The organism is Methylotuvimicrobium buryatense 5G, from assembly GCF_000341735.1.
GTDB lineage: Bacteria > Pseudomonadota > Gammaproteobacteria > Methylococcales > Methylomonadaceae > Methylotuvimicrobium > Methylotuvimicrobium buryatense.
Genome location: NZ_KB455575.1, coordinates 12,818 through 31,580 on the forward strand (window position 1 = coordinate 12,818; position 18,763 = coordinate 31,580).

Below are 18,763 nucleotides of genomic sequence, written 5' to 3' on the forward strand. Positions count from 1 at the left end.
ATGCTTTCTAAACTGTTCATCCGATGGGTGATTCAAGGGAATAAAGTATGTCGCTGATTACTTTCGTGTATTTCGTGGCTTTAGTGGACTAACTGCTGCAGTTAAGTTAAGGCTTGTCGATAGTAAAAAAATCAAAAAATGACTTGACCGCTACCGGCTTATACACACCAGGCGAAATTAGCGATTTTCGGGCCGAAATTCATAAATCAAGGACTTACGGAAACCGGTGTTGCTTCGTAAGTTATTGATTTAATGAAAATATGAGGCCTGTATAAAAAATGATCAATTTAACAAAACCGTAATAATTACGCGGCATAGAAGCTTTCATTATCAAGATATGCACAGAGTTATCCACAGGTTTTGTGGGTAACTGGAATTAACTAATCAACAGTGAGACTTAGCCGATTTTCGTGAAATGATTTTAAGAATCGCACGTAATTCATCATTATTCGTTTAAGTGATTGTTGGCGGGTTGATTTATATGGATGATTTCGCGGATCAATCGTTCGGCTTCTTCCAGTTCGTTGTCGTAGATCGTGGTGCGATAAAACTCGGTTCGGGTGCCGGCGTTCGAGGTCAAGAGCGGCTCGCCCGTTTCGCTAATGTTGATACGGGTTAGTGTCGATAGTCCCGGTTGCAGCGGGTGTTCTTGTATTTCTTTCGGGTCAAGGCCGATGCGGACCGGCACGCGCTCGGCGATATGAATGAAATTTCCGGTGGCGTTGTTGGTCGGCAGTACCGCGAATACGCTGCCGGTTCCGGGGTTTAGGCCTTGCACGGTGCCATGGTATAGTCTTTCGCCGCCGTGAGCGTCGATCTTGATTTCCGCGGATTGGCCGGGGCGGATAGAAGCGATTTGGGTTTCGAGAAAATTGGCCTCTATCCAGACTTCGTCGAGCGGCACAATGGCCATTAACGGCATACCGGACTTGATATGATCGCCGACATGCGCGCGGCGATTGGAAACATAACCCGACACCGGCGCGAAGATGTTGCTGCGCCGGTAATCCAAGTAGGCTTTTTTGACACGGCTTTTGGCTTTTTCGACGGACGGATGGCTGTCGATGTCGGTTTCGAGCAGTTGTGCTTGAATGCCCGATTTTTCCGCTTCGGCTTCGCTAATTGCCGCTTCCAGTTCGCGTAGCCGGTCGCGGGCGTTTTGCACTTGCTGTTCGGATACTGCGCCTTCGAAGAGGGCGCTTTCGTAACGTTTCAGATCGTGGCGAACTGTTGCCAACGAAGCTTGCCGAGCAATGACGCGATGATTGAGCGTGTCTATTTGGGCTTTCAGCGTGACGATGTTTCTAACCGTTTCGGCCAATTCGGCCTTGGCTTGTTGCAGGGCGACTTCGGCATGGTTGCCGTCGAGGCGAACCAATAAGTCGCCGGCTTGCACGGCCTGGGTGTTTTCGGCCGCGACTTCGACGATGATGCCTTCGGTCAATGCCTTGACCGTGATCAGATGTCCCGCGACGAAGGCGTCGTCGGTGCTAACCCAATCCCGGTTCATATACCACCAATAGGCGAAATAGCTCAAGCCGGCCAGCAATATCGCCAGTGTTACGCCTTTCAATCGGCGGTTACGCTTGCGGAGGATTTCTCTCGGACGGATTTTTTGGGGTACGGCTGTCGTCATAGTTTGTCGTTTTCGGTATAGCCGCCGCCCAGGGCTTTAAAGAGTTGCACGGCGGTTTTGAAGCGTTCGTTTTCGAGCGTCGCCAAGTGGTAGCGTTGATCCAAAACCTGAATTCGAGCTTCCAGCAAATCGCTACGATTGTTGAGTCCGGCTCGATTGAGGGTTTGCGCGAGACTTTCATTGCTTTGTGCCGCCTCCAGCGAACGTTGCTGCTCGGTGAGTCTGGCTTCGGCCTCCTGCCGGCGCGTCAAGGCATCGGCGACTTCTTGTACGGCATGTAGCAAACTGGCGTTATAGCGTTCCACCGCCGCATCGTAGGTGGCTTCTTGATAAGTCAAATTAGCGCGCAGACGGCCGCCTTCGAATATCGGAAACTCGATCGAGGGTCCGACGGCATAGGCCAGACTTGCGCCTTGCAGTATCACGTCGGTCATGCTAACGCTATGCAGGCCGGTAAATGCGATTAGATTGACGTCCGGATAAAATGCGGTTTCGGCGACTTTGATTTCTTCGGCGGCGGCTTCGGCGTGCAGTCTGGCCGCGGCGATATCGGGACGGTGCGCTAGCAGGCTCAACGGCAGGTCGGCCGGTAGGTTCAAGCGTTTCGGAAACAAGCTGGGATCGACCGCGATGCTTTGTCCCCAGTCGGGGCCACGCCCTGCGAGCGCCGCAAGCAAATGGCGCTGTACGTCGACCTTGGCGCGAAGAGCGGCTTCGATTTCCCGGACCGCATTCAATTCGATTCCGGTATTCAGCGGGACGGAGCGTTCGATCAAACCGAGCTCGAGCCGGGTCTGTTCGAGCTTTAACAATGCTTCCTTGTGTTGCACGATTTGTTGTACCAGTTTCAGTTTTTCGGCGCTTTCGCTCAGGTCAAAATAGGCTTGCGCGACGGTGGCCGACAACAATAATTTGGCGTCGGCCAGTTCGTTTTCGACGGCAACGGCGCGGCCGACCGAGGCTTGCAACGCGGCTTTGTCGCGTCCCCAAAAGTCCAGGTGATAACGCAAGATCAACGGGTTGATCAGCATGTGCCGGAAGTTTTCTCCGGCGAATTTGACTTGCACGCTGTTCGCGGAAAATCGTTGGGCATTGAATGTGATGTTCGCATGGACGGTCGGATACAATTCGGCGGCTTGCGCATCGACCATAGACTGAGCCTGGCTTAGCCGAGCCGTGGCGGTTTTCAGATCCGGGTTGTCTTCGAGCGAGGCTTCGATCAGTGTTTGTAATTGCGGATTGTTGAAGATGTCCCACCAAGCCGGGTCCGGCCATCGATCGGTCGCCGGTAGCCTCCGCTGCGCCTCGCTAAGCGTTTGGTCGATCTCGGGTAACGGATTCATCTTGGCGCGTTGGGTGCTTTCGGGAAACCACGCGCAGCCGGCTATCACTAGCGTACAACTCAGTAGACAGGCGCTAGCGGTGCGGTGTTTGACCGGTTTGCCGTTCATGGGCCCTCCGATAAGGCTTCTTGCGCCTTGCGCCTTAGCGCGCGAGCGGTCGTCGGTTTGGCCGGTTGCCGGGTCGGATAGGCGAGCCAAACCAAGATCGACAAGCCGACGAACAGGCAGCCGGCCAGCCAATAAGCGTCATTCATGGCGTTCAGCACCGATTCGCGTTCTGCGATTTTAGCCAATTTAATGAAGGCCTGCCGTTCGGACAGCCCTGTCGCAAGCAAGGGCTCCATGGCTTGATCGTAGCGAGGGGAGAGCGGCGTCAGGACTTCCGCTATTCGGGTCATATGCTGCGGCTTGCGTTGATAGATGATGATGGTTTGCAGCGTGATTCCGAACGCGCCTGCGGCAATCCGCATCAGTCCGGCCAATTCGACGGCTCGCCATTGTCGTTCCGGCGGCAGGCCGTGCAGCATCAGCGCGGTCAATGGCACGAAAAAACTGCCTAGACAAATGCCTTCCAATAGTTTGGGCCAGAATAGCTCAGCATAGGCATCGACCGCATCGAAGCGGCTGAGCCAGAAATAGGTCGCCGCGAAGCCGAGTAAATTAAATGAGGCCAGTAAGCGGGCATCGAAGCGCTTGATGATTTCATGGAACAGGCCGCCCATCGGTTTCGCGAAAATCGCCATCGGCAGAAACACCAGTCCCGCCAACCATGACGAGTAGCCCAGGGTGACTTGCAGTTGCACGATCAGCATCGACAACAGGCCTTGAAAGCACAGAAAGCCCAGAAACAGCGATAGGGCGCCGATCGTGAAGTTGCGATGCGCGAACAGTCCGATATCCAAAAACGGGTAACGCGCACCGAGCTCCCAAACGATCCAATAGGCGAGACTAATCGCCATGACGATGATCAAGACATCGATCAACGGCGAGTTAGTCCAATCCCAGTCGTTTCCGAGATTTAGAATCGTTTGCAGGCAACCCAGAATTACGGCTATTAAGATAAAGCCGGTGAAGTCGAAGCGCCGCCAGATCGGTTTGTAGCCGCGCTGATAGAGCAGCGCGCCGACTATTCCGGCAATCGTGAGCGCGACCGGAATGTTGATCCAAAACAGCCAGCGCCAGCCCAAGGTGTCGGCGATCCAGCCGCCAAAGGGGGGCGCGAAAGTGAATGGCGTCAAGGTAAATAGGCTCCAGACGCCGATGCCCATTGACTTGCGTTTATCCGGAAATTCCTTGATCAGCAACGATTGCCCGAGCGGCAGCGTTAGTCCGCCGGCAAAACCCATGACGATACGCCCCGCCAAATAAACATAGAACGACGTGCTGTAGGCGCAAACGAGTGAGGCCAATGCAAAAACCGTAAAGGCCGCGACAAAGGGGCGGTATTCGCCGATGCGCCGCGACAGCCAGCCGCCGACCGGAAAGGCTAGCGCCAAACCGATCATATAGTCGGTTTGCGTCCAAGTGGCATAGCTCAACGGAATGCCGAGTCCGCCGGCGACGCGGGGCAGCATCGCGATGTAGGCGCCGGCATTGAATAGGACCAATGCATGGCTCAAGCCCAGGCAGCCGTTGAACAAAACAAAGCGCCATCCTTTCAGGCGTTTCGCGTAAATGATGCTCATTGCCGCTTAGGATTTCGTAATAAATAACGTCCTGGAACTATGAGCCTTGTTGAGGGTTCGGTCACTCGCTTGGCAGGACGCCGTGAATACGTCCGTGTAGGCTTGACGGCGGCTTTCCCTGCCGCCGACACCTGCCAATCGAGCAACCGAACCCTCCTTAAAATAGGGAAGTTATTTACGGCCAAATCCTTAAAGCATGGAGGGGGCGAATCTATCAACATATTGAGGCAAGGCTAATAAAATTGTGTATTGACCGGCGGGGCTTCGACGAAGGGTATTTTAGATGGGTTTAGAGCCGTTTTCCGAAGCGGCAACCCGATGTTGCCGAGCCCGCGGTCGACGAGTCGCATGCCCATATCGGTAATCAGTTGTTTGAAACGTTGGCCTTCGTTGCCGAGTAGGGATTGCGACGAGCCGGAAACCGTATAGGTTTCTGCGCTGGTTCTGGCGTAAACCGTGCCGTCGGCCGGATCGACCAAGCGCATGAGAATTTGTAGCGCTGTTTGACCTTCGAAGATTCGGTAATGTCCGATGCCGATTTCGAGAACCGCATCAAAACCGGCCGATTCCTTTAGCGAGCGGTAGTCGATCGAGGATTGCGTTTGTTCGTACCACTGCGCAACCGATTTGCGCCAGTCGGCCGGGTCGCTACTGAACCGAGCTGTGGGGCTAGGTAGCCGGTAATAATGGCTACTCAATTGGGATTTGATATTGTTAAAGGTCAATTGCGTCACTAGGTTTTCAGCCAAAGCCTGGCTCGGTAGCCAATAGTCTTGACCGAGGGGCGAGAGTGACGGGCGATGCGCGTCTTGTTCTATGTCGGGGGCGAACTCGGTAACGACATCTTCGTTGCTGATTAATCCCGAGACTAGCAGCTTGCCCGGATTGAGATAGATCTTTTTGGTCAAGGGTGTTGCGATCTCCATGTTCCGAAAGTGACGCTGCACCGGTAGGCGGTTGTCGATGGGATCGGGAATGACTTCGAGCGGCGGCGTTTCGATTGGGACGACGAGGATCTGGCGTAATTGTGCGGTTTTGTATGCAGGCGCCTTGATCGGCGGCGCTTGGCAACCCGATAATACTAAGGGAAGGAGTAATATGAATATACCGGTCATGATACTGCCGATTCGATTGCGCCGCGGTTTGCCGAAACGAGTAAGGAGCGCGCGGTAATCGAAGTCATGGCTATTGTTTGTGTTGGGGCTTAGCGCCGTGTTCAAAATTGATTTTGACATCGGTGATTTCCTGTCTTGAATTATTCGGTTGCTATAAATATCGGTGCCGGTGAATGATTTCGGTATGGGGAGAACAGTTGATCGCGTCGACTGGGGTATTCCGGCATGACTTGATGGATATGGAAGCAATTACTAGGCCAAATTTCAGGCTATTGAATAATAAGGTATTTTTTGTGGTGTGTTAGTGATTGTTGTCATAATGACACTTGTCGATGGAGTGAGGTTTGACGTATACCAAAAAGATTTACTGAACAGTCTTGCATAGGCTGTAGATGATCGTTGTAGAATAGGGATGTGTCGTATTGACTCGAAACGAGTCTAAATAACACGGTATTTTATCGGATCAGCCTGGGATTATTGAAATGGATAATGCTATACGTGAAGTAGTGCTCACCTTGACCGCTAATTTGTCGATGAATGAGCGTTATACCGAATTTTTGAACGTGTTTGCCAGAATTACCGGTAATCATGCGTGCGCCCTGTTGCGTTATCAAGACGGGCTATTGATCCCTGTCGCGACACGCGGCTTGGTACCCAAGGTCCTCGATATGCAGTTTCAACCGGAGCTTCATCCGCGCTTATCGGTCATCATGCAATCACGGGCCCCGGTTAGGTTCCCGGTCAACGACCCGAGGCCCGATCCTTATGATGGTCTGCTAAGTAACGATGCCAATGGGACGATTGGGGTTCATGCCTGTGTCGGTTGCGCCTTATATAATGAAAACACTCTATTTGGAGTGCTGTCCGCGGATTCGTTGGAGGCCGGTGCCTTCGATCATATCGAAGACAGCGTGTTTCGTATTTTTGCGGCCTTGGCGACGGTGTCGCTGCGATATGAATCGTATATCAATCGCTTGGAACAGTTGGCGAAGCACCGTGAATTGGTCGCTAGCGAGCTGGTCAATGAGAGCTTACAGCGCAGTAATCAAACCTTGGGTGAAAGCCCGGCAATGCGGAAATTGAGCGGCGAGATCGATATCGTCGCCGGTTCCGATTTGACCGTTCTGCTGCTAGGCGAAACGGGGGTCGGTAAGGAAGTCATCGCGCGTATCATTCATGCCCGTTCGCCGCGAGCCGATCAGCCCTTGGTTTATGTCAATTGCGCGGCTTTGCCTGAAGCCTTGGCCGAAAGCGAATTATTCGGCCATGTGAAGGGGGCCTTCAGCGGCGCGAATAATGACCGCGCAGGTAAATTCGAATTAGCTAATGGCGGCACGCTGTTTTTGGACGAAGTCGGCGAATTGCCGTTGACGATACAGGCGAAATTGTTGCGCGCGGTGCAATTCGGCGAAATCCAGCGCATCGGTTCCGACAAGAGTCATCGAGCCGATGTGCGGATCATTGCCGCCACGAACCGAATGTTGGCCGAGGAAGTCAAGGCAGGCCGTTTTCGCGCCGATTTGTATCACAGACTGAGCGTCTATCCACTGCATGTCGCCCCGCTGCGTGAACGTATCGTCGATATTGCTGTGCTGGCCCGGTATTTTCTTAATCAGGCCAGGGTACGTTTAGGTTTGGTTCGCGCAGGACTGGCCGCTGAAACAGTCGAAGTTCTACAAAGTTACCGTTGGCCGGGCAATGTTCGAGAATTGGAGCATGTGATCTTGCGAGCGGTGCTCAGGGCCTCGTCGATAAGGGGGCGTTCGGTGATACTTGAGCCTAACGATTTGGATCTCGCAGAGAAGCATGAGGCAACTATACAAGTCGAGACGGTCATGCCTGATGTCAAAAACGTTTCGTTGTCGCAGGCGGTCGATGATTTTCAACGGCAATTGATAAGGACTGCTTATCTCGAAGAGGGATCGAATTGGGCGAAAACGGCCCGTCGTCTTGGGGTCGATCGAGGCAACTTGCATCGCTTGGCCAAGCGTTTGGAAATTAAATAGATTTCATTTTTACCGAGGAATTTATACAGATCGCACTTCAAATTTCGGCATTGACGCATGGAGGTGCCGGGGTGTTCGGTCGATTTTTGCTCCTGCAAAATCGACATTCACGCCATCCATGGCGCTCGCAAAGGCTTTGACAGCAGGGATGTTGTCGCAGAGCCTACATGGACGTATTCACGGCGTCCTTTGACGGACACTCCGGCGCCGAAATTTGACCAGCAAAGGGTATAAATGGGGATTTGCGGACGCTTGTCTCATGAAAACGGATATTGTCATTGGCAGCGGGCCATTGCTCATTTCGGTGCTAGGCTGTATTTGAAAGACTCGCCAAACTCGAGGCATTCGCTTCCCAGTTTTTACCGTCGAAAGGCTCAACTGTCATTTTAGTGATTGTGCCTTCGTCAAGACATCGAACATTAATGCTGTAGCCGTCCGGATTCGATCTCGGCACGTAAAAGGATTTGATTCCGCAGGTTTTGCAGAACCAATGTTTGGCGATACCGCTGCCGAAGGCATAGCATGCGAGATTGTTTCGATCCGTCAGTAGCCGGAACCGTGAGGCGGGAACGATCAGGTGTAGAAATCCGGATTTTGAACAGATTGAACAATTGCAATCGTGCGCCACAATTTCCGGCGGCGCTTCGATTTCGAATCGTACTTTGCCGCAGTGGCATCCGCCTCTATGAATGACCGACTCTATGATTTCGTGTGATTTCATCGACCCATACCTCGACAAAGCGAACCGGAAAATCTGAAAAACCAGGGATAAATGCTCCGTAGATCGAAAATTCAACCAAACCGCCGAGGAACCAATACAGCGCGATTTTTCCGTGAATCGGATAAAGAATGAATTGATTCAGATCCACGAGTAGTCCCGCCAGCAGCGCAAAGTAGAGCCCGTAAACGACGCCCTCCGATACCGAACCGGTTCGGTTGAAACGGCCGTAGCCGCAGCAATTCCCAGTTTGAGCATTTTCGCCGATCTTAGGGTGTGGGGTATGCCTGTCGAGGAACGCCGTAAACCCATCCATGGGGGCTTGGCGGCAGCTAAGCACCAAGGATGGTGTGAATGCAGATTTTGCAGGAGCAAAAATCTGCCCCTGCTGCCGACATCCTCGCCAAGCACACCCCACACCCTTTTTGATCCCCAAATTGGGAATTGCTGCCGTAGCCGTAGGCGAACAACAATGCCAAGGCCCAAGACTGGATCAGCGACAACACCACGAACCCGGGGCTTTCGGCGCGCCTCAACGGCGCAACCAAGGCGTTTTCCTCGGCCAGAACGACGTGGCAGATCAGGGCGATGATAGAAATTACGAAGGCCGCGCAAATCGTTTGTCCGAAGCGCATTGGCGGTACTCCTTGGGATTCTAAAAACGCGAACCGGTCAGTTTGACATCGGCTTCCGCCCAAACGTGTCGGAACTGAGTATCGATTTCATCGGCTTCCCGGTTTTTTTGCTGATCGCGTAAGCTTTGCGCCAGCCCGAACAATGACCAACCGTTTTGAGGATGATGCCGCAAATCCTCGCGATAAGCGAGTTCGGCCTCTTGCTGCCGGCCCGCTTCGAGTAAAATCGCCCCCAAAACCTGCCTCGGCGGCAAATACCAGTCCTTGGGTTCGGTATAATTGAGGCCGTCTTCGAGTTCAATTGCGTGCTTGAGATGGGCGGCGGCTTTGTCGTAGTCCTGGGTTTCGGCAGCCAGTTCGCCGCTCAGAATATCCGATCCGATTCGCAACAGCGATGCGACCGGATTTAAATCGAACACTTTCAATTCGGCAATAGCTGGATCGTTCGTGATTTTTTCAAGCTGAGCCAGTTCCTGACGGGCCGGTTCGGCTTGACCTGTTCTGAGTAAAGCCAATCCGCGCGCATAATGCCATATGCCTTTCGGATAAAGCAGGTCGGGAGCCGGGGCAGTTTCTTGCAGTATCGCCTCCCAATCACCGAACAAGGCTTGAGTGTAAAGCGGGATCAAGGAAAAATGTTGCAAGGTGCCGTCGAGTCCCGGCTCACGCAGCAATTCCGGTTTGACCTTGGCTGCGGTATCGGCGGCCGCCTGGGTTGCCAATGCCTTGCGTCCGGTTTTGATCGCGGCAGCCCATAAAAAATGATAATTGTGCGGGACATAGGCGAGGGTATAGATGCTTTCGGTATGGTTGTGACTCAGATAGCCGTGATCGGATTTAACAGCCTGCTGATTGGCCAAAATCGCATCGCGGTAGCGCCCGGTGCGGATATAGATATGCGCCGGCATATGTACCAAATGGCCGGAAGCCGGTACCAAGAACGGCAGGCGCTGAGCGCTCGGAAGCGCTTTTTCGGGGAACGGTGAGGCTTCGAGAGCGTGAATATACAGATGATTGGCGAGCGGATTATTGGCATCGATAGCCAGGGCCTGTTCTAAGGTCGATACGATTTCCGCTGTCCACGGTTTGGCCTCGCCTTGTTTGGTCCAGAAGTCCCATGGATGTAAATCCATCAAAGCTTCGGCAAATAGAGAGAGGATGACGGCGTCGTCAGGAAAGCGTTGAGCCACTTCGCGCATAGCCGCCGCATAGGCTTCATCGAGCGATACCCGGTCCGTCGGCGCCTCTTGTACATAACGTTTGGTTAAGGCCTGAATCAGGGCTTTTTCTTTGTCGGAGACCGAATCGGCGAGTGTCATCGCTTTTTGTGCCGAATCATAGGCTTGTGGGGCAGTGCTTGGGTCCATCGGCGTATTAATATTCGGTCCAAGTGCTATCGCTTCGCCCCAATAGCACATGGCGCAGTTCGGGTCCAAGCGATAGGCTTGACGGAATGAGCGTGCCGCTTCGGCATGGTTGAAACCGTAGGTTAGAATCAATCCTTGGTCGAAATAGCGTTGTGCCGCAGTCGATGATGTAATGATCGGATAGCGGTGGTCGCCCAAATCGTCGAACAACGGTACGGTGTCGACTTGCAGGTTATGGCAGCCATGGAGCAGCAGCGCTGAAAACAAGAGCTTTGTTAAATCATGCATACGTTTTTTCTTTAGTTTGTGTTGCGAAAATCGGGCGATGACGATTTGTGGAGTGTCATTGCTCATGAATCATTATGTTAGTTTCGTTGTTTATCATAACGTTTATCCTATAAAAAAAGCATTTCACCATGCAGATTATGAAGAATAAGAAGTTAATTCAATAACTTGTTATGCGTTTGTATGGAATTTTCGCTCACCAAAAAGGTTTGCGAGAATATTTAGATAATTTCTTCAAGTCCTTCACGAGCTTTATGTACTTTATGGTTAAACTGTCGAATTTAAGATAAATGGTTTTAAAAAAAGGTTTGTATATTAGCGTATATCGAATATAATGCCGCGTTCATTTGATGTGCGAATGTGGCGGAACTGGTAGACGCGCTGGATTTAGGTTCCAGTAGGGTAGCCTGTGAGAGTTCGAGTCTCTCCATTCGCACCAATTAAATTCTAAATACATACATTTCAAGTTAGCGTTCTCAACGTTAACTTTTCCAAGTCTTAAGCCTTTGTCAGGCGTCTTAATCCAATCGTATCAAAATAGCTGAGGTAAAAAATGCAGGTTTCTGTCGAAAAAACATCGGAATTAAGCAGAAAAATGACCGTGAGCGTGCCAGAAGAAATTGTTAAGGAGAAAATGGAAAATCGTTTTAAATCCTTGGCGCGTGAAGTCAAATTGGATGGTTTTCGGCCGGGAAAAGTACCTCAGCATGTCGTTAAAAAAATGTTCAAAGATAGAGTTCGAGAAGAAATCGCCGGTGATTTGATTCAGTCGACTTATTTTGAAGCTCTGCAAGAACAAAATTTAAGACCGGCAGGATACCCGCATATTCAACCTATCGATGAGTCGGAAGGTTTTCAATACACGGCGGAGTTCGAGGTGTATCCCGAGATCTCTTTACAAGGAATTGACGGTATCGAAGTGGTCCGGAAGGTTGCGTCTGTCGAGGAAGCCGATCTTGACGCCATGATCGAGCAAATCAAAAATCAAAACAAAACTTGGACCCCTGTAGAGCGTCCAGCTCAAACTAATGATCAAGTTTGGATTAGCTTTTCAGGTGTTTGCGAAGGCGAAAATTTTACCGATGGCAAAGTAGACGACTATCCTGTCGAGATAGGCGCCAACAAAATGATACCCGGATTCGAAGACAATCTGATTGGTTTGAGTGCGGGCGACGTCAAAACTTTTACCGTGACATTCCCCGAACAATACGGCAACGCCAAGTTGGCCGGAAAGCCCGCAGAATTTGAAGTTTCTGTAGCCAAGGTTGAAGAGTCTGTTGTTCCTGAAATAGACGCCGATTTTCTGAAAAATTACGGAGTTCTAGAAGGCGACCTGGCGACCTTCAAAAATGATGTCAAGGCGAACATGGAGCGGGAATTGAGACAATCGCTGCGTAATAATCTTAAGACTGCCGTAATGGATAGTTTGTATGCCAATATTTCGGTTTCATTACCGAAAACGCTTGTCGATCAGGAAGTCGAGGAAATAATCAAGCCTTACGCTGAAAACGCTAAAAAGCAAAACCGCAAGTTAGACGAATCTGAATTACCGAGGGATGTTTTTGAGGAGCAAGCGCGTCGAAGGGTTGCTTTAGGCTTGATTCTGAGCGAGGTTATTCAGGCCAACAATATTAAAGTCGATGAAGCGAAAGTGCGGTCGACGATTGAAGATATGGCGCAAAGTTACGAACGTTCTCAGGATGTTATTAATTGGTATTATTCCGATGAAAATCGTCTGAATGAAATACGACAATTGGTTTTGGAAGACCAAACAGTTGAGTGGATTGTCGAAAGAGCGAAAGTCACCGATGAAAAAGTCAGTTTCGATGCTATCATGGGCAAGAAGTAACAGATCTTAGGAATGCAAATGCACTATCGAAATGAGTTGAATAATAACATGCAGCCACAGGCGGCCGGCGGTTTGGTCCCTATCGTCATTGAACAGACAGCTCGGGGCGAACGTTCGTTCGATATTTATTCCCGATTGCTCAAAGAGCGCGTGATTTTTTTGGTAGGCCAAGTCGAAGATTACATGGCCAATCTAGTTGTTGCGCAGTTATTATTTCTCGAATCGGAAAATCCGGATAAAGATATTCATCTTTATATTAACTCTCCGGGCGGTTCGGTGACCGCGGGTATGTCGATATACGACACGATGCAGTTTATCAAGCCGGATGTCAGCACGATGTGCATTGGTCAAGCCGCCAGTATGGGGGCATTATTGTTAACCGGCGGTGCGAAAGGTAAACGCTTTTGTTTGCCTCACTCGCGAATGATGATTCATCAACCTTTAGGCGGTTTTCAAGGGCAGGCTTCCGATATCGATATTCATGCTCGTGAGATTCTGTCAATCAGGGAGAAGCTCAATAAAGTTTTGGCTTTACATACCGGGCAGCCCATCGAAAAGATTCAGTTGGATACCGATAGAGATAACTTCTTGAGTGCTCACGATGCGGTCGAATATGGGTTGATCGATAAGGTGTTGACCAGTCGTGTCGGCGAAACGATCAAATAACAATTTGCTAATGTTCGGGATATCCTTTTTACTGAATCGATTGATGCGAATACTTCAGTCTTGGGGTATGTGGGAGTCTATTTATGAGTAATGACAAAAGCGGTAAAGATGACGACAAGCTTCTTTATTGTTCTTTTTGCGGTAAAAGTCAGCATGAAGTCAGAAAACTGATTGCAGGCCCTTCGGTATACATTTGCGACGAATGCGTCGAGTTGTGTAACGATATCATTAGGGATGAATTGTTGGATGATTCTTCAGAAGGCGATGGTTCTCTTCCGAAACCGTTAGAAATTAAAACCGTGCTGGATGAATATGTCATCGGTCAGGAACGGGCTAAAAAAACTTTGGCTGTTGCGGTTTATAATCACTATAAGCGTTTACGCAGCAAATCCAGAAAAGATGAAGTTGAATTGGCGAAGAGTAACATTCTGCTAATCGGTCCGACCGGGTCCGGAAAGACACTGCTGGCTGAAACGTTGGCTAGATTGCTGGATGTTCCGTTCACGATTGCCGATGCGACCACATTAACCGAAGCCGGTTATGTCGGCGAAGATGTCGAAAACATCATTCAAAAAATTCTGCAGAAGTGCGATTACGATGTCGAAAAAGCGGAATCGGGTATCGTATATATTGATGAGATCGATAAGATTTCTCGAAAGGCCGATAATCCTTCGATCACTCGTGATGTTTCCGGTGAAGGTGTACAGCAAGCGTTATTGAAACTGATCGAAGGTACCGTAGCTTCAGTGCCTCCGCAAGGCGGTCGCAAGCATCCTCAGCAGGAGTTTTTGCAAGTCAATACTGCGAATATTCTTTTTATCGTAGGCGGAGCATTCGCAGGATTAGATCGCGTGATCAAGGCCCGTTCCGAGAAAGGCGGTATCGGTTTTTCCGCCGAGGTCAAGGCCAAAGATAACGACAAGAATGTCGGTGAAATCTTTGCCCAAGTCGAAGCGGAGGATTTGATCAAGTATGGTTTGATTCCCGAGTTTGTCGGTCGTCTGCCGGTAATTGCAACGCTTGAAGAATTGGATGAGGAAGCGTTAGTCAAGATCTTAACCGAACCGAAGAATGCGCTCATTAAGCAATATCAGCATTTATTTGAAATGGAAGGGGCGGAACTGGAATTTAGAGAAGATTCCCTACATGCCATCGCTCGCAAGTCTATGGAAAGAAAAACCGGTGCAAGAGGGTTGCGAACCATCGTTGAAAACGTTCTGTTGGATACAATGTATGAGCTGCCGTCAGCGGAAAATATCACAAAGGTTGTTGTGGATGAGGGCGTGATATCTGGCGAGTCCAAGCCGATTTTGGTTTATGAATCCGAGATAAAAAAAGCGGCTTCGGATTCCTGATCTCTCTTTTGCTAGTTAAACTTCGGTGCAGGACTTCTATTCATGCCATCCATGGCAATCAGTCGCCGCCGTCAAGCCTACAAGGACGTATTCACGGCGTCTTTTGACGGACCCCCGGCGCCGAAATTTGACCAGCAAAGGGTATAGCATATTTCTCAGAATAAGAAAGGGCTTTATATGTAACATATAAAGCCTTTTTTTTGCTTAATTGCGATGGTTATTCGCTCAGAACTTGCTATTTTAATAAGTGGCCTTATATTAGCTGTATAGAGAAATAATAAATGACCCATTTTGCGGAAGCTTATTGAAATGACAGTTATACATCAAACAAAAATGATCGTACCGGTTTTGCCGTTAAGAGATGTCGTGGTTTATCCGCACATGGTAATTCCATTATTTGTGGGAAGGGAAAAATCGATTGTCGCGCTCGATTCGGCAATGAAGGATAACAAGCAAGTGCTTTTAGTCGCACAAAAGGAAGCCGAAGTCGATGATCCGGATTTCACCGATTTATATCAGGTGGGGACATTGGCGAATATTCTCCAATTGCTTAAATTGCCTGACGGAACCGTAAAAGTGCTAGTGGAGGGAAGTCAGCGCTGCCAAGTGGATAAATACGAATTTTCCGGCGGTTATTTTTCGGCCTCGGTATCCGAGATTAATGACATTATTACGATGTCCGAGCAAGAGCAGGAAGTATTGCAGCGTACTGCAATGGGATCTTTCGATCAATATGTCAAGCTGAACAACAAGATCCCTCCCGAGGTGTTGAATGCGTTGGCCGGTATCGACGATCCGGGGCGTTTCGCCGATACTGTGGCGGCTCACATGACGCTGAAAGTTTCCGATAAACAAACGATCTTGGAATTGTCCGATATTCAGCAGCGTTTGGAAGCATTGATGACGCTGATGGAGGGCGAGGTAGATTTACTCGAAATGGAGAAAAGTATTCGCGGGCGCGTCAAGCAACAAATGGAGAAAAACCAAAGGGAGTACTATCTGAATGAGCAGATGAAGGCGATACAAAAGGAATTGGGCGAAATGGACGATGCGCCTTACGAAATAGAAGAGCTCGAAAAGAAAATCAATGCGGCAGGCATGACGGCGGAAGCGAAAGAGAAGGCGACCGCTGAGCTCAATAAGTTGAAAATGATGTCGCCTATGTCGGCCGAAGCGACTGTGGTGCGTAACTATATCGATTGGATGGTTAATGTGCCATGGAAAAAGAAAACCAAAGTCAGGCATGATTTAAAAATAGCGGAAGAGGTATTGGAAGCCGAGCATTACGGACTTGAAAAAGTTAAAGAAAGGATTCTTGAGTATTTGGCCGTGCAACAAAGAGTTAAACGCTTAAAGGGGCCTATCTTATGCCTAGTGGGCCCTCCAGGCGTCGGTAAGACTTCGTTGGGCGAATCGATTGCGCGCGCAACCAACCGCAAATATGTACGCATGGCCTTGGGCGGGGTCAGGGATGAGGCTGAAATTCGTGGGCACCGGCGTACTTATATCGGTTCCATGCCCGGCAAGATTCTGCAGAATTTGGCTAAGGTGAAGACGCGTAATCCCATGTTTCTGTTGGATGAAATCGACAAAATGGCTGCCGATTTTCGTGGCGATCCGGCATCGGCATTGTTAGAGGTTCTCGATCCCGAGCAAAATCACACTTTTTCGGATCATTATCTGGAAGTGGATTTCGATCTGTCCGATGTGATGTTTGTAGCGACGGCCAATACGATGAATATTCCGGCGGCGTTACTTGATCGCATGGAGGTTATTCGTCTCGCCGGCTACACTGAAGATGAAAAAATCAACATCGCGATGCGTTATTTGATTCCCAAGCAAATCAAAAATAACGGTTTGAAAGAGAAAGAAATCGATATTGCCGAATCGGCAGTTAGGGATATTATTCGTTACTATACACGAGAGGCCGGTGTCAGAAGCTTGGAGCGAGAGATTTCTAAAATTTGCCGTAAGGTTGTTAAGGATTTGTTGCTTCAACAAGAAGATGCTAGGGTATTAGTTGATTCGACTAACCTGGATAAATATTTGGGCGTTAGGCGTTTCAATTACGGATTGGCGGAAGAACATGATCAAATCGGCCAAGTGACCGGTTTGGCGTGGACCGAGGTTGGCGGAGAATTGCTGACGATTGAGACGGCTGTTATTCCGGGTAAAGGCAAGCAAACTGCAACAGGAAAGCTCGGCGATGTGATGAAAGAGTCTATCGAGGCGGCGATGACGGTGGTTCGAAGTCGTGCGGCTGTGCTAGATATCGATAATGAAGTTTTTCAAAAAAACGATATTCATATTCATGTCCCTGAAGGCGCGACTCCGAAGGACGGGCCCAGTGCCGGTATCGGCATGTGTACCGCGATTATTTCCGCGTTGACCAAAATACCTGTCAAGGCTAGTGTAGCAATGACGGGGGAGATCACATTAAGAGGTGAAGTGTTGCCTATCGGCGGCTTGAAAGAAAAGCTGCTGGCTGCTCATCGCGGAGGCATTACTACGGTGTTGATTCCGGCGGAAAATGAAAAAGATTTAGCCGAGATTCCGGCGAATATCAAGGAAAAGCTAGCGATTAAATGTGTACACTGGATCGATGAGGTCTTAGTCGAAGCGTTGCAGTACATGCCGGTTCCGGGCGGTAAGAAAAAGTCGGTTGAACATGCTAAAAAAACCGAAGCAGCCGCTAAAGCAAAAAAACAGAATGTAACTGCGCATTAATAAGCATTTATTTTGTTAAAGTGTGCTTGAAACCAGAAAATACTTGGTCTGTAGAGTTTAAAGCTTGACACTTTATGAGTCGTGTTGATATAAATGTTCGCTTTCTTATGCAGCGGGGGGCTACATAAGAAAATAAGCGCTTTGCTTATGCAATTAACTTTAATAATTTCCTAGGGGGAATAATGAACAAATCTGAACTTATTGATGCTATCGCGGATTCATCAGGATTAACGAAAGCGGATGCCGGTCGTGCCTTAGATGGTTTTTTAAGTGCGGTAACAACAGCTTTAAGCAAAGGCGATTCTTTAGCGTTGGTTGGTTTCGGTACGTTTTCTGTCAAGGAAAGAGCAGAGCGCAAAGGACGTAATCCGCAAACGGGTGAAGAAATTACCATTAGTGCTGCAAAAATTCCTACATTTAAAGCTGGCAAATCTTTAAAAGATGCTGTAAACTAGTGCTTCTTTAGTCGGGTGCTTAGCTCAGCTGGGAGAGCATCGCCCTTACAAGGCGAGGGTCGGGGGTTCGATCCCCTCAGCACCCACCACAGACTTAGGAGCGGTAGTTCAGTTGGTTAGAATACCGGCCTGTCACGCCGGGGGTCGCGGGTTCGAGCCCCGTCCGCTCCGCCAAATATAAAACCCCGGGCCGTTTCACGGTTCGGGGTTTTTTTTTGCTTTGATTGAAGGTAGCTATTACTCCGATCTGATCGAAAAAGCGGCTAATTTCTTGGAGGTGCTGGGTCATGGCGTTCAGACTGCCGCCAAGTTCCTATGAATGGGTTCGCCAGCTCCTAAATTCCAAACGTTTTAGTTGTGGGACCGAATTTCGATAATTTAGGTGCAGGATCCTCGAAAGTCACCCGCATCTTTAAAGAAGTTGAGCGATTTTTCAGTAGATACTTTACGCACTTCAAATTTCGGCAGTACCTGAAGAACATGCGCTCCCTCACCTAACGCTAACTGAGGGAGCATAGGGTCTAAACCCAGTACCTAAATTCAATAGTTCATTGGCTATAGTTAATTTAGGTGCTGGGCCTTTGACGGGGGTATCCGGTGCTGAATTTTGATCTACCATGTGTTTAAGGATTCGGTCGTATACCCATCGTAGATCAAGATTCGGCACCGGAGCGCTCGTCAAAGGACGCAGTAAATACATTCATGTAGGCTCTAGCCAGCTCCATGCTGGCAAAGCCTTTGCCGGACGCCCCGGCGCCTTCTCGGGCGCTGCCGAAATTTGAAGTGCGAAAGGTATAAATAAATTCCCTATTTTAGGGAGGGTTCGGTAACTCGATTGATAGGTGTCGGCGGCAGGGAAAGCCGCCGTCAAGCCTATAAGGACGTATTTACGGCATCCTGCCAAGCGAGTGACCGAACCCT

14 protein-coding genes and 3 tRNA genes are annotated in these 18,763 nt (G+C 49.6%); 9 read left to right on the forward strand and 8 right to left on the reverse strand.

Annotated features, from left to right (window positions below):
- Positions 1 to 445 precede the first annotated feature (445 nt).
- The 4 genes from METBU_RS0100080 to METBU_RS0100095 form a co-directional block, all read right to left on the reverse strand.
- Positions 446 to 1,636 carry an HlyD family efflux transporter periplasmic adaptor subunit gene (locus METBU_RS0100080; protein ID WP_017838690.1) on the reverse strand — a complete coding sequence of 397 codons (1,191 nt, stop codon included), beginning with the start codon at positions 1,634 to 1,636 and terminating at the stop codon, positions 446 to 448.
- Entirely contained in the window at positions 1,633 to 3,087 is a 1,455-nt protein-coding gene (locus METBU_RS0100085) for an efflux transporter outer membrane subunit (RefSeq protein WP_017838691.1), read from the reverse strand. The genes METBU_RS0100080 and METBU_RS0100085 overlap by 4 nt, the downstream gene beginning before the upstream one ends.
- Positions 3,084 to 4,664 (reverse strand): DHA2 family efflux MFS transporter permease subunit, encoded by a 1,581-nt coding sequence (locus METBU_RS0100090; protein ID WP_017838692.1) that lies wholly within the window; start codon positions 4,662 to 4,664, stop codon positions 3,084 to 3,086. Before METBU_RS0100090 ends, METBU_RS0100085 begins: the two co-directional genes overlap by 4 nt.
- 233 nt (positions 4,665 to 4,897) lie before the next feature.
- A complete protein-coding gene (locus METBU_RS0100095) occupies positions 4,898 to 5,899 on the reverse strand; it encodes a hypothetical protein (protein WP_017838693.1) in 1,002 nt (333 codons plus the stop codon).
- 362 nt (positions 5,900 to 6,261) lie between these two features.
- On the opposite strand from METBU_RS0100095, the gene norR reads away from it, so the two are divergent.
- Entirely contained in the window at positions 6,262 to 7,785 is a 1,524-nt protein-coding gene (norR, locus tag METBU_RS0100100; RefSeq protein ID WP_017838694.1) for a nitric oxide reductase transcriptional regulator NorR, read from the forward strand.
- A gap of 307 nt (positions 7,786 to 8,092) precedes the next feature.
- Here norR and METBU_RS0100105 read toward each other — a convergent pair whose 3' ends face one another.
- From METBU_RS0100105 to METBU_RS0100120, 4 genes are read right to left on the reverse strand one after another with little or no spacing between them, the layout of a single operon-like run.
- Positions 8,093 to 8,506: a GFA family protein gene (locus METBU_RS0100105; protein WP_017838695.1), complete on the reverse strand. Its 414-nt coding sequence runs from the start codon at positions 8,504 to 8,506 to the stop codon at positions 8,093 to 8,095.
- A complete protein-coding gene (locus tag METBU_RS27845; RefSeq protein ID WP_017838696.1) occupies positions 8,469 to 8,819 on the reverse strand; it encodes a hypothetical protein in 351 nt (116 codons plus the stop codon). The genes METBU_RS0100105 and METBU_RS27845 overlap by 38 nt, the downstream gene beginning before the upstream one ends.
- A 16-nt stretch (positions 8,820 to 8,835) precedes the next feature.
- A complete protein-coding gene (locus tag METBU_RS27850) occupies positions 8,836 to 9,138 on the reverse strand; it encodes a hypothetical protein (protein ID WP_175421690.1) in 303 nt (100 codons plus the stop codon).
- A 20-nt stretch (positions 9,139 to 9,158) separates the two neighbouring features.
- Positions 9,159 to 10,859, reverse strand: a complete 1,701-nt coding sequence (locus METBU_RS0100120) for a tetratricopeptide repeat protein (protein WP_017838698.1) — start codon at positions 10,857 to 10,859, stop codon at positions 9,159 to 9,161.
- Between the two features lie 285 nt (positions 10,860 to 11,144).
- On the opposite strand from METBU_RS0100120, the gene METBU_RS0100130 reads away from it, so the two are divergent.
- From METBU_RS0100130 to METBU_RS0100165, 8 genes are all read left to right on the forward strand, one after another.
- Positions 11,145 to 11,229, forward strand: a tRNA-Leu gene (locus METBU_RS0100130).
- Positions 11,230 to 11,343: 114 nt separating this feature from the next.
- Positions 11,344 to 12,639, forward strand: coding sequence for a trigger factor (gene tig / locus METBU_RS0100135; RefSeq protein ID WP_017838699.1), 1,296 nt, complete (start codon positions 11,344 to 11,346; stop codon positions 12,637 to 12,639).
- Between the two features lie 18 nt (positions 12,640 to 12,657).
- Entirely contained in the window at positions 12,658 to 13,305 is a 648-nt protein-coding gene (gene clpP, locus METBU_RS0100140; RefSeq protein WP_017838700.1) for an ATP-dependent Clp endopeptidase proteolytic subunit ClpP, read from the forward strand.
- Positions 13,306 to 13,388: 83 nt separating this feature from the next.
- Positions 13,389 to 14,660 (forward strand): ATP-dependent Clp protease ATP-binding subunit ClpX, encoded by a 1,272-nt coding sequence (gene clpX / locus METBU_RS0100145; protein ID WP_017838701.1) that lies wholly within the window; start codon positions 13,389 to 13,391, stop codon positions 14,658 to 14,660.
- A 309-nt stretch (positions 14,661 to 14,969) separates the two neighbouring features.
- The gene (lon, locus tag METBU_RS0100150) at positions 14,970 to 17,387 is read left to right on the forward strand and encodes an endopeptidase La (RefSeq protein WP_017838702.1); all 2,418 of its coding nucleotides are present in this window, start codon (positions 14,970 to 14,972) and stop codon (positions 17,385 to 17,387) included.
- 182 nt (positions 17,388 to 17,569) lie between these two features.
- Positions 17,570 to 17,842, forward strand: coding sequence for an HU family DNA-binding protein (locus METBU_RS0100155; RefSeq protein ID WP_014149474.1), 273 nt, complete (start codon positions 17,570 to 17,572; stop codon positions 17,840 to 17,842).
- A 13-nt stretch (positions 17,843 to 17,855) separates the two neighbouring features.
- A tRNA-Val gene (locus tag METBU_RS0100160) sits at positions 17,856 to 17,931 on the forward strand.
- A gap of 8 nt (positions 17,932 to 17,939) precedes the next feature.
- Positions 17,940 to 18,016 (forward strand) — tRNA-Asp (locus tag METBU_RS0100165).
- Positions 18,017 to 18,763 lie beyond the last annotated feature (747 nt).

Coding starts and splice junctions, on each gene's coding strand:
- clpX (WP_017838701.1), top strand. CDS start 13,389: ATGAGTAATGACAAAAGCGGTAAAGATGACGACAAGCTTCTTTATTGT.
- clpP (WP_017838700.1), top strand. CDS start 12,658: ATGCACTATCGAAATGAGTTGAATAATAACATGCAGCCACAGGCGGCC.
- norR (WP_017838694.1), top strand. CDS start 6,262: ATGGATAATGCTATACGTGAAGTAGTGCTCACCTTGACCGCTAATTTG.
- METBU_RS0100155 (WP_014149474.1), top strand. CDS start 17,570: ATGAACAAATCTGAACTTATTGATGCTATCGCGGATTCATCAGGATTA.
- METBU_RS0100085 (WP_017838691.1), bottom strand. CDS start 3,087: ATGAACGGCAAACCGGTCAAACACCGCACCGCTAGCGCCTGTCTACTG.
- METBU_RS27850 (WP_175421690.1), bottom strand. CDS start 9,138: ATGCGCTTCGGACAAACGATTTGCGCGGCCTTCGTAATTTCTATCATC.
- tig (WP_017838699.1), top strand. CDS start 11,344: ATGCAGGTTTCTGTCGAAAAAACATCGGAATTAAGCAGAAAAATGACC.
- METBU_RS0100095 (WP_017838693.1), bottom strand. CDS start 5,899: ATGTCAAAATCAATTTTGAACACGGCGCTAAGCCCCAACACAAACAAT.
- METBU_RS27845 (WP_017838696.1), bottom strand. CDS start 8,819: ATGGATGGGTTTACGGCGTTCCTCGACAGGCATACCCCACACCCTAAG.
- lon (WP_017838702.1), top strand. CDS start 14,970: ATGACAGTTATACATCAAACAAAAATGATCGTACCGGTTTTGCCGTTA.
- METBU_RS0100105 (WP_017838695.1), bottom strand. CDS start 8,506: ATGAAATCACACGAAATCATAGAGTCGGTCATTCATAGAGGCGGATGC.
- METBU_RS0100120 (WP_017838698.1), bottom strand. CDS start 10,859: ATGAGCAATGACACTCCACAAATCGTCATCGCCCGATTTTCGCAACAC.
- METBU_RS0100090 (WP_017838692.1), bottom strand. CDS start 4,664: ATGAGCATCATTTACGCGAAACGCCTGAAAGGATGGCGCTTTGTTTTG.
- METBU_RS0100080 (WP_017838690.1), bottom strand. CDS start 1,636: ATGACGACAGCCGTACCCCAAAAAATCCGTCCGAGAGAAATCCTCCGC.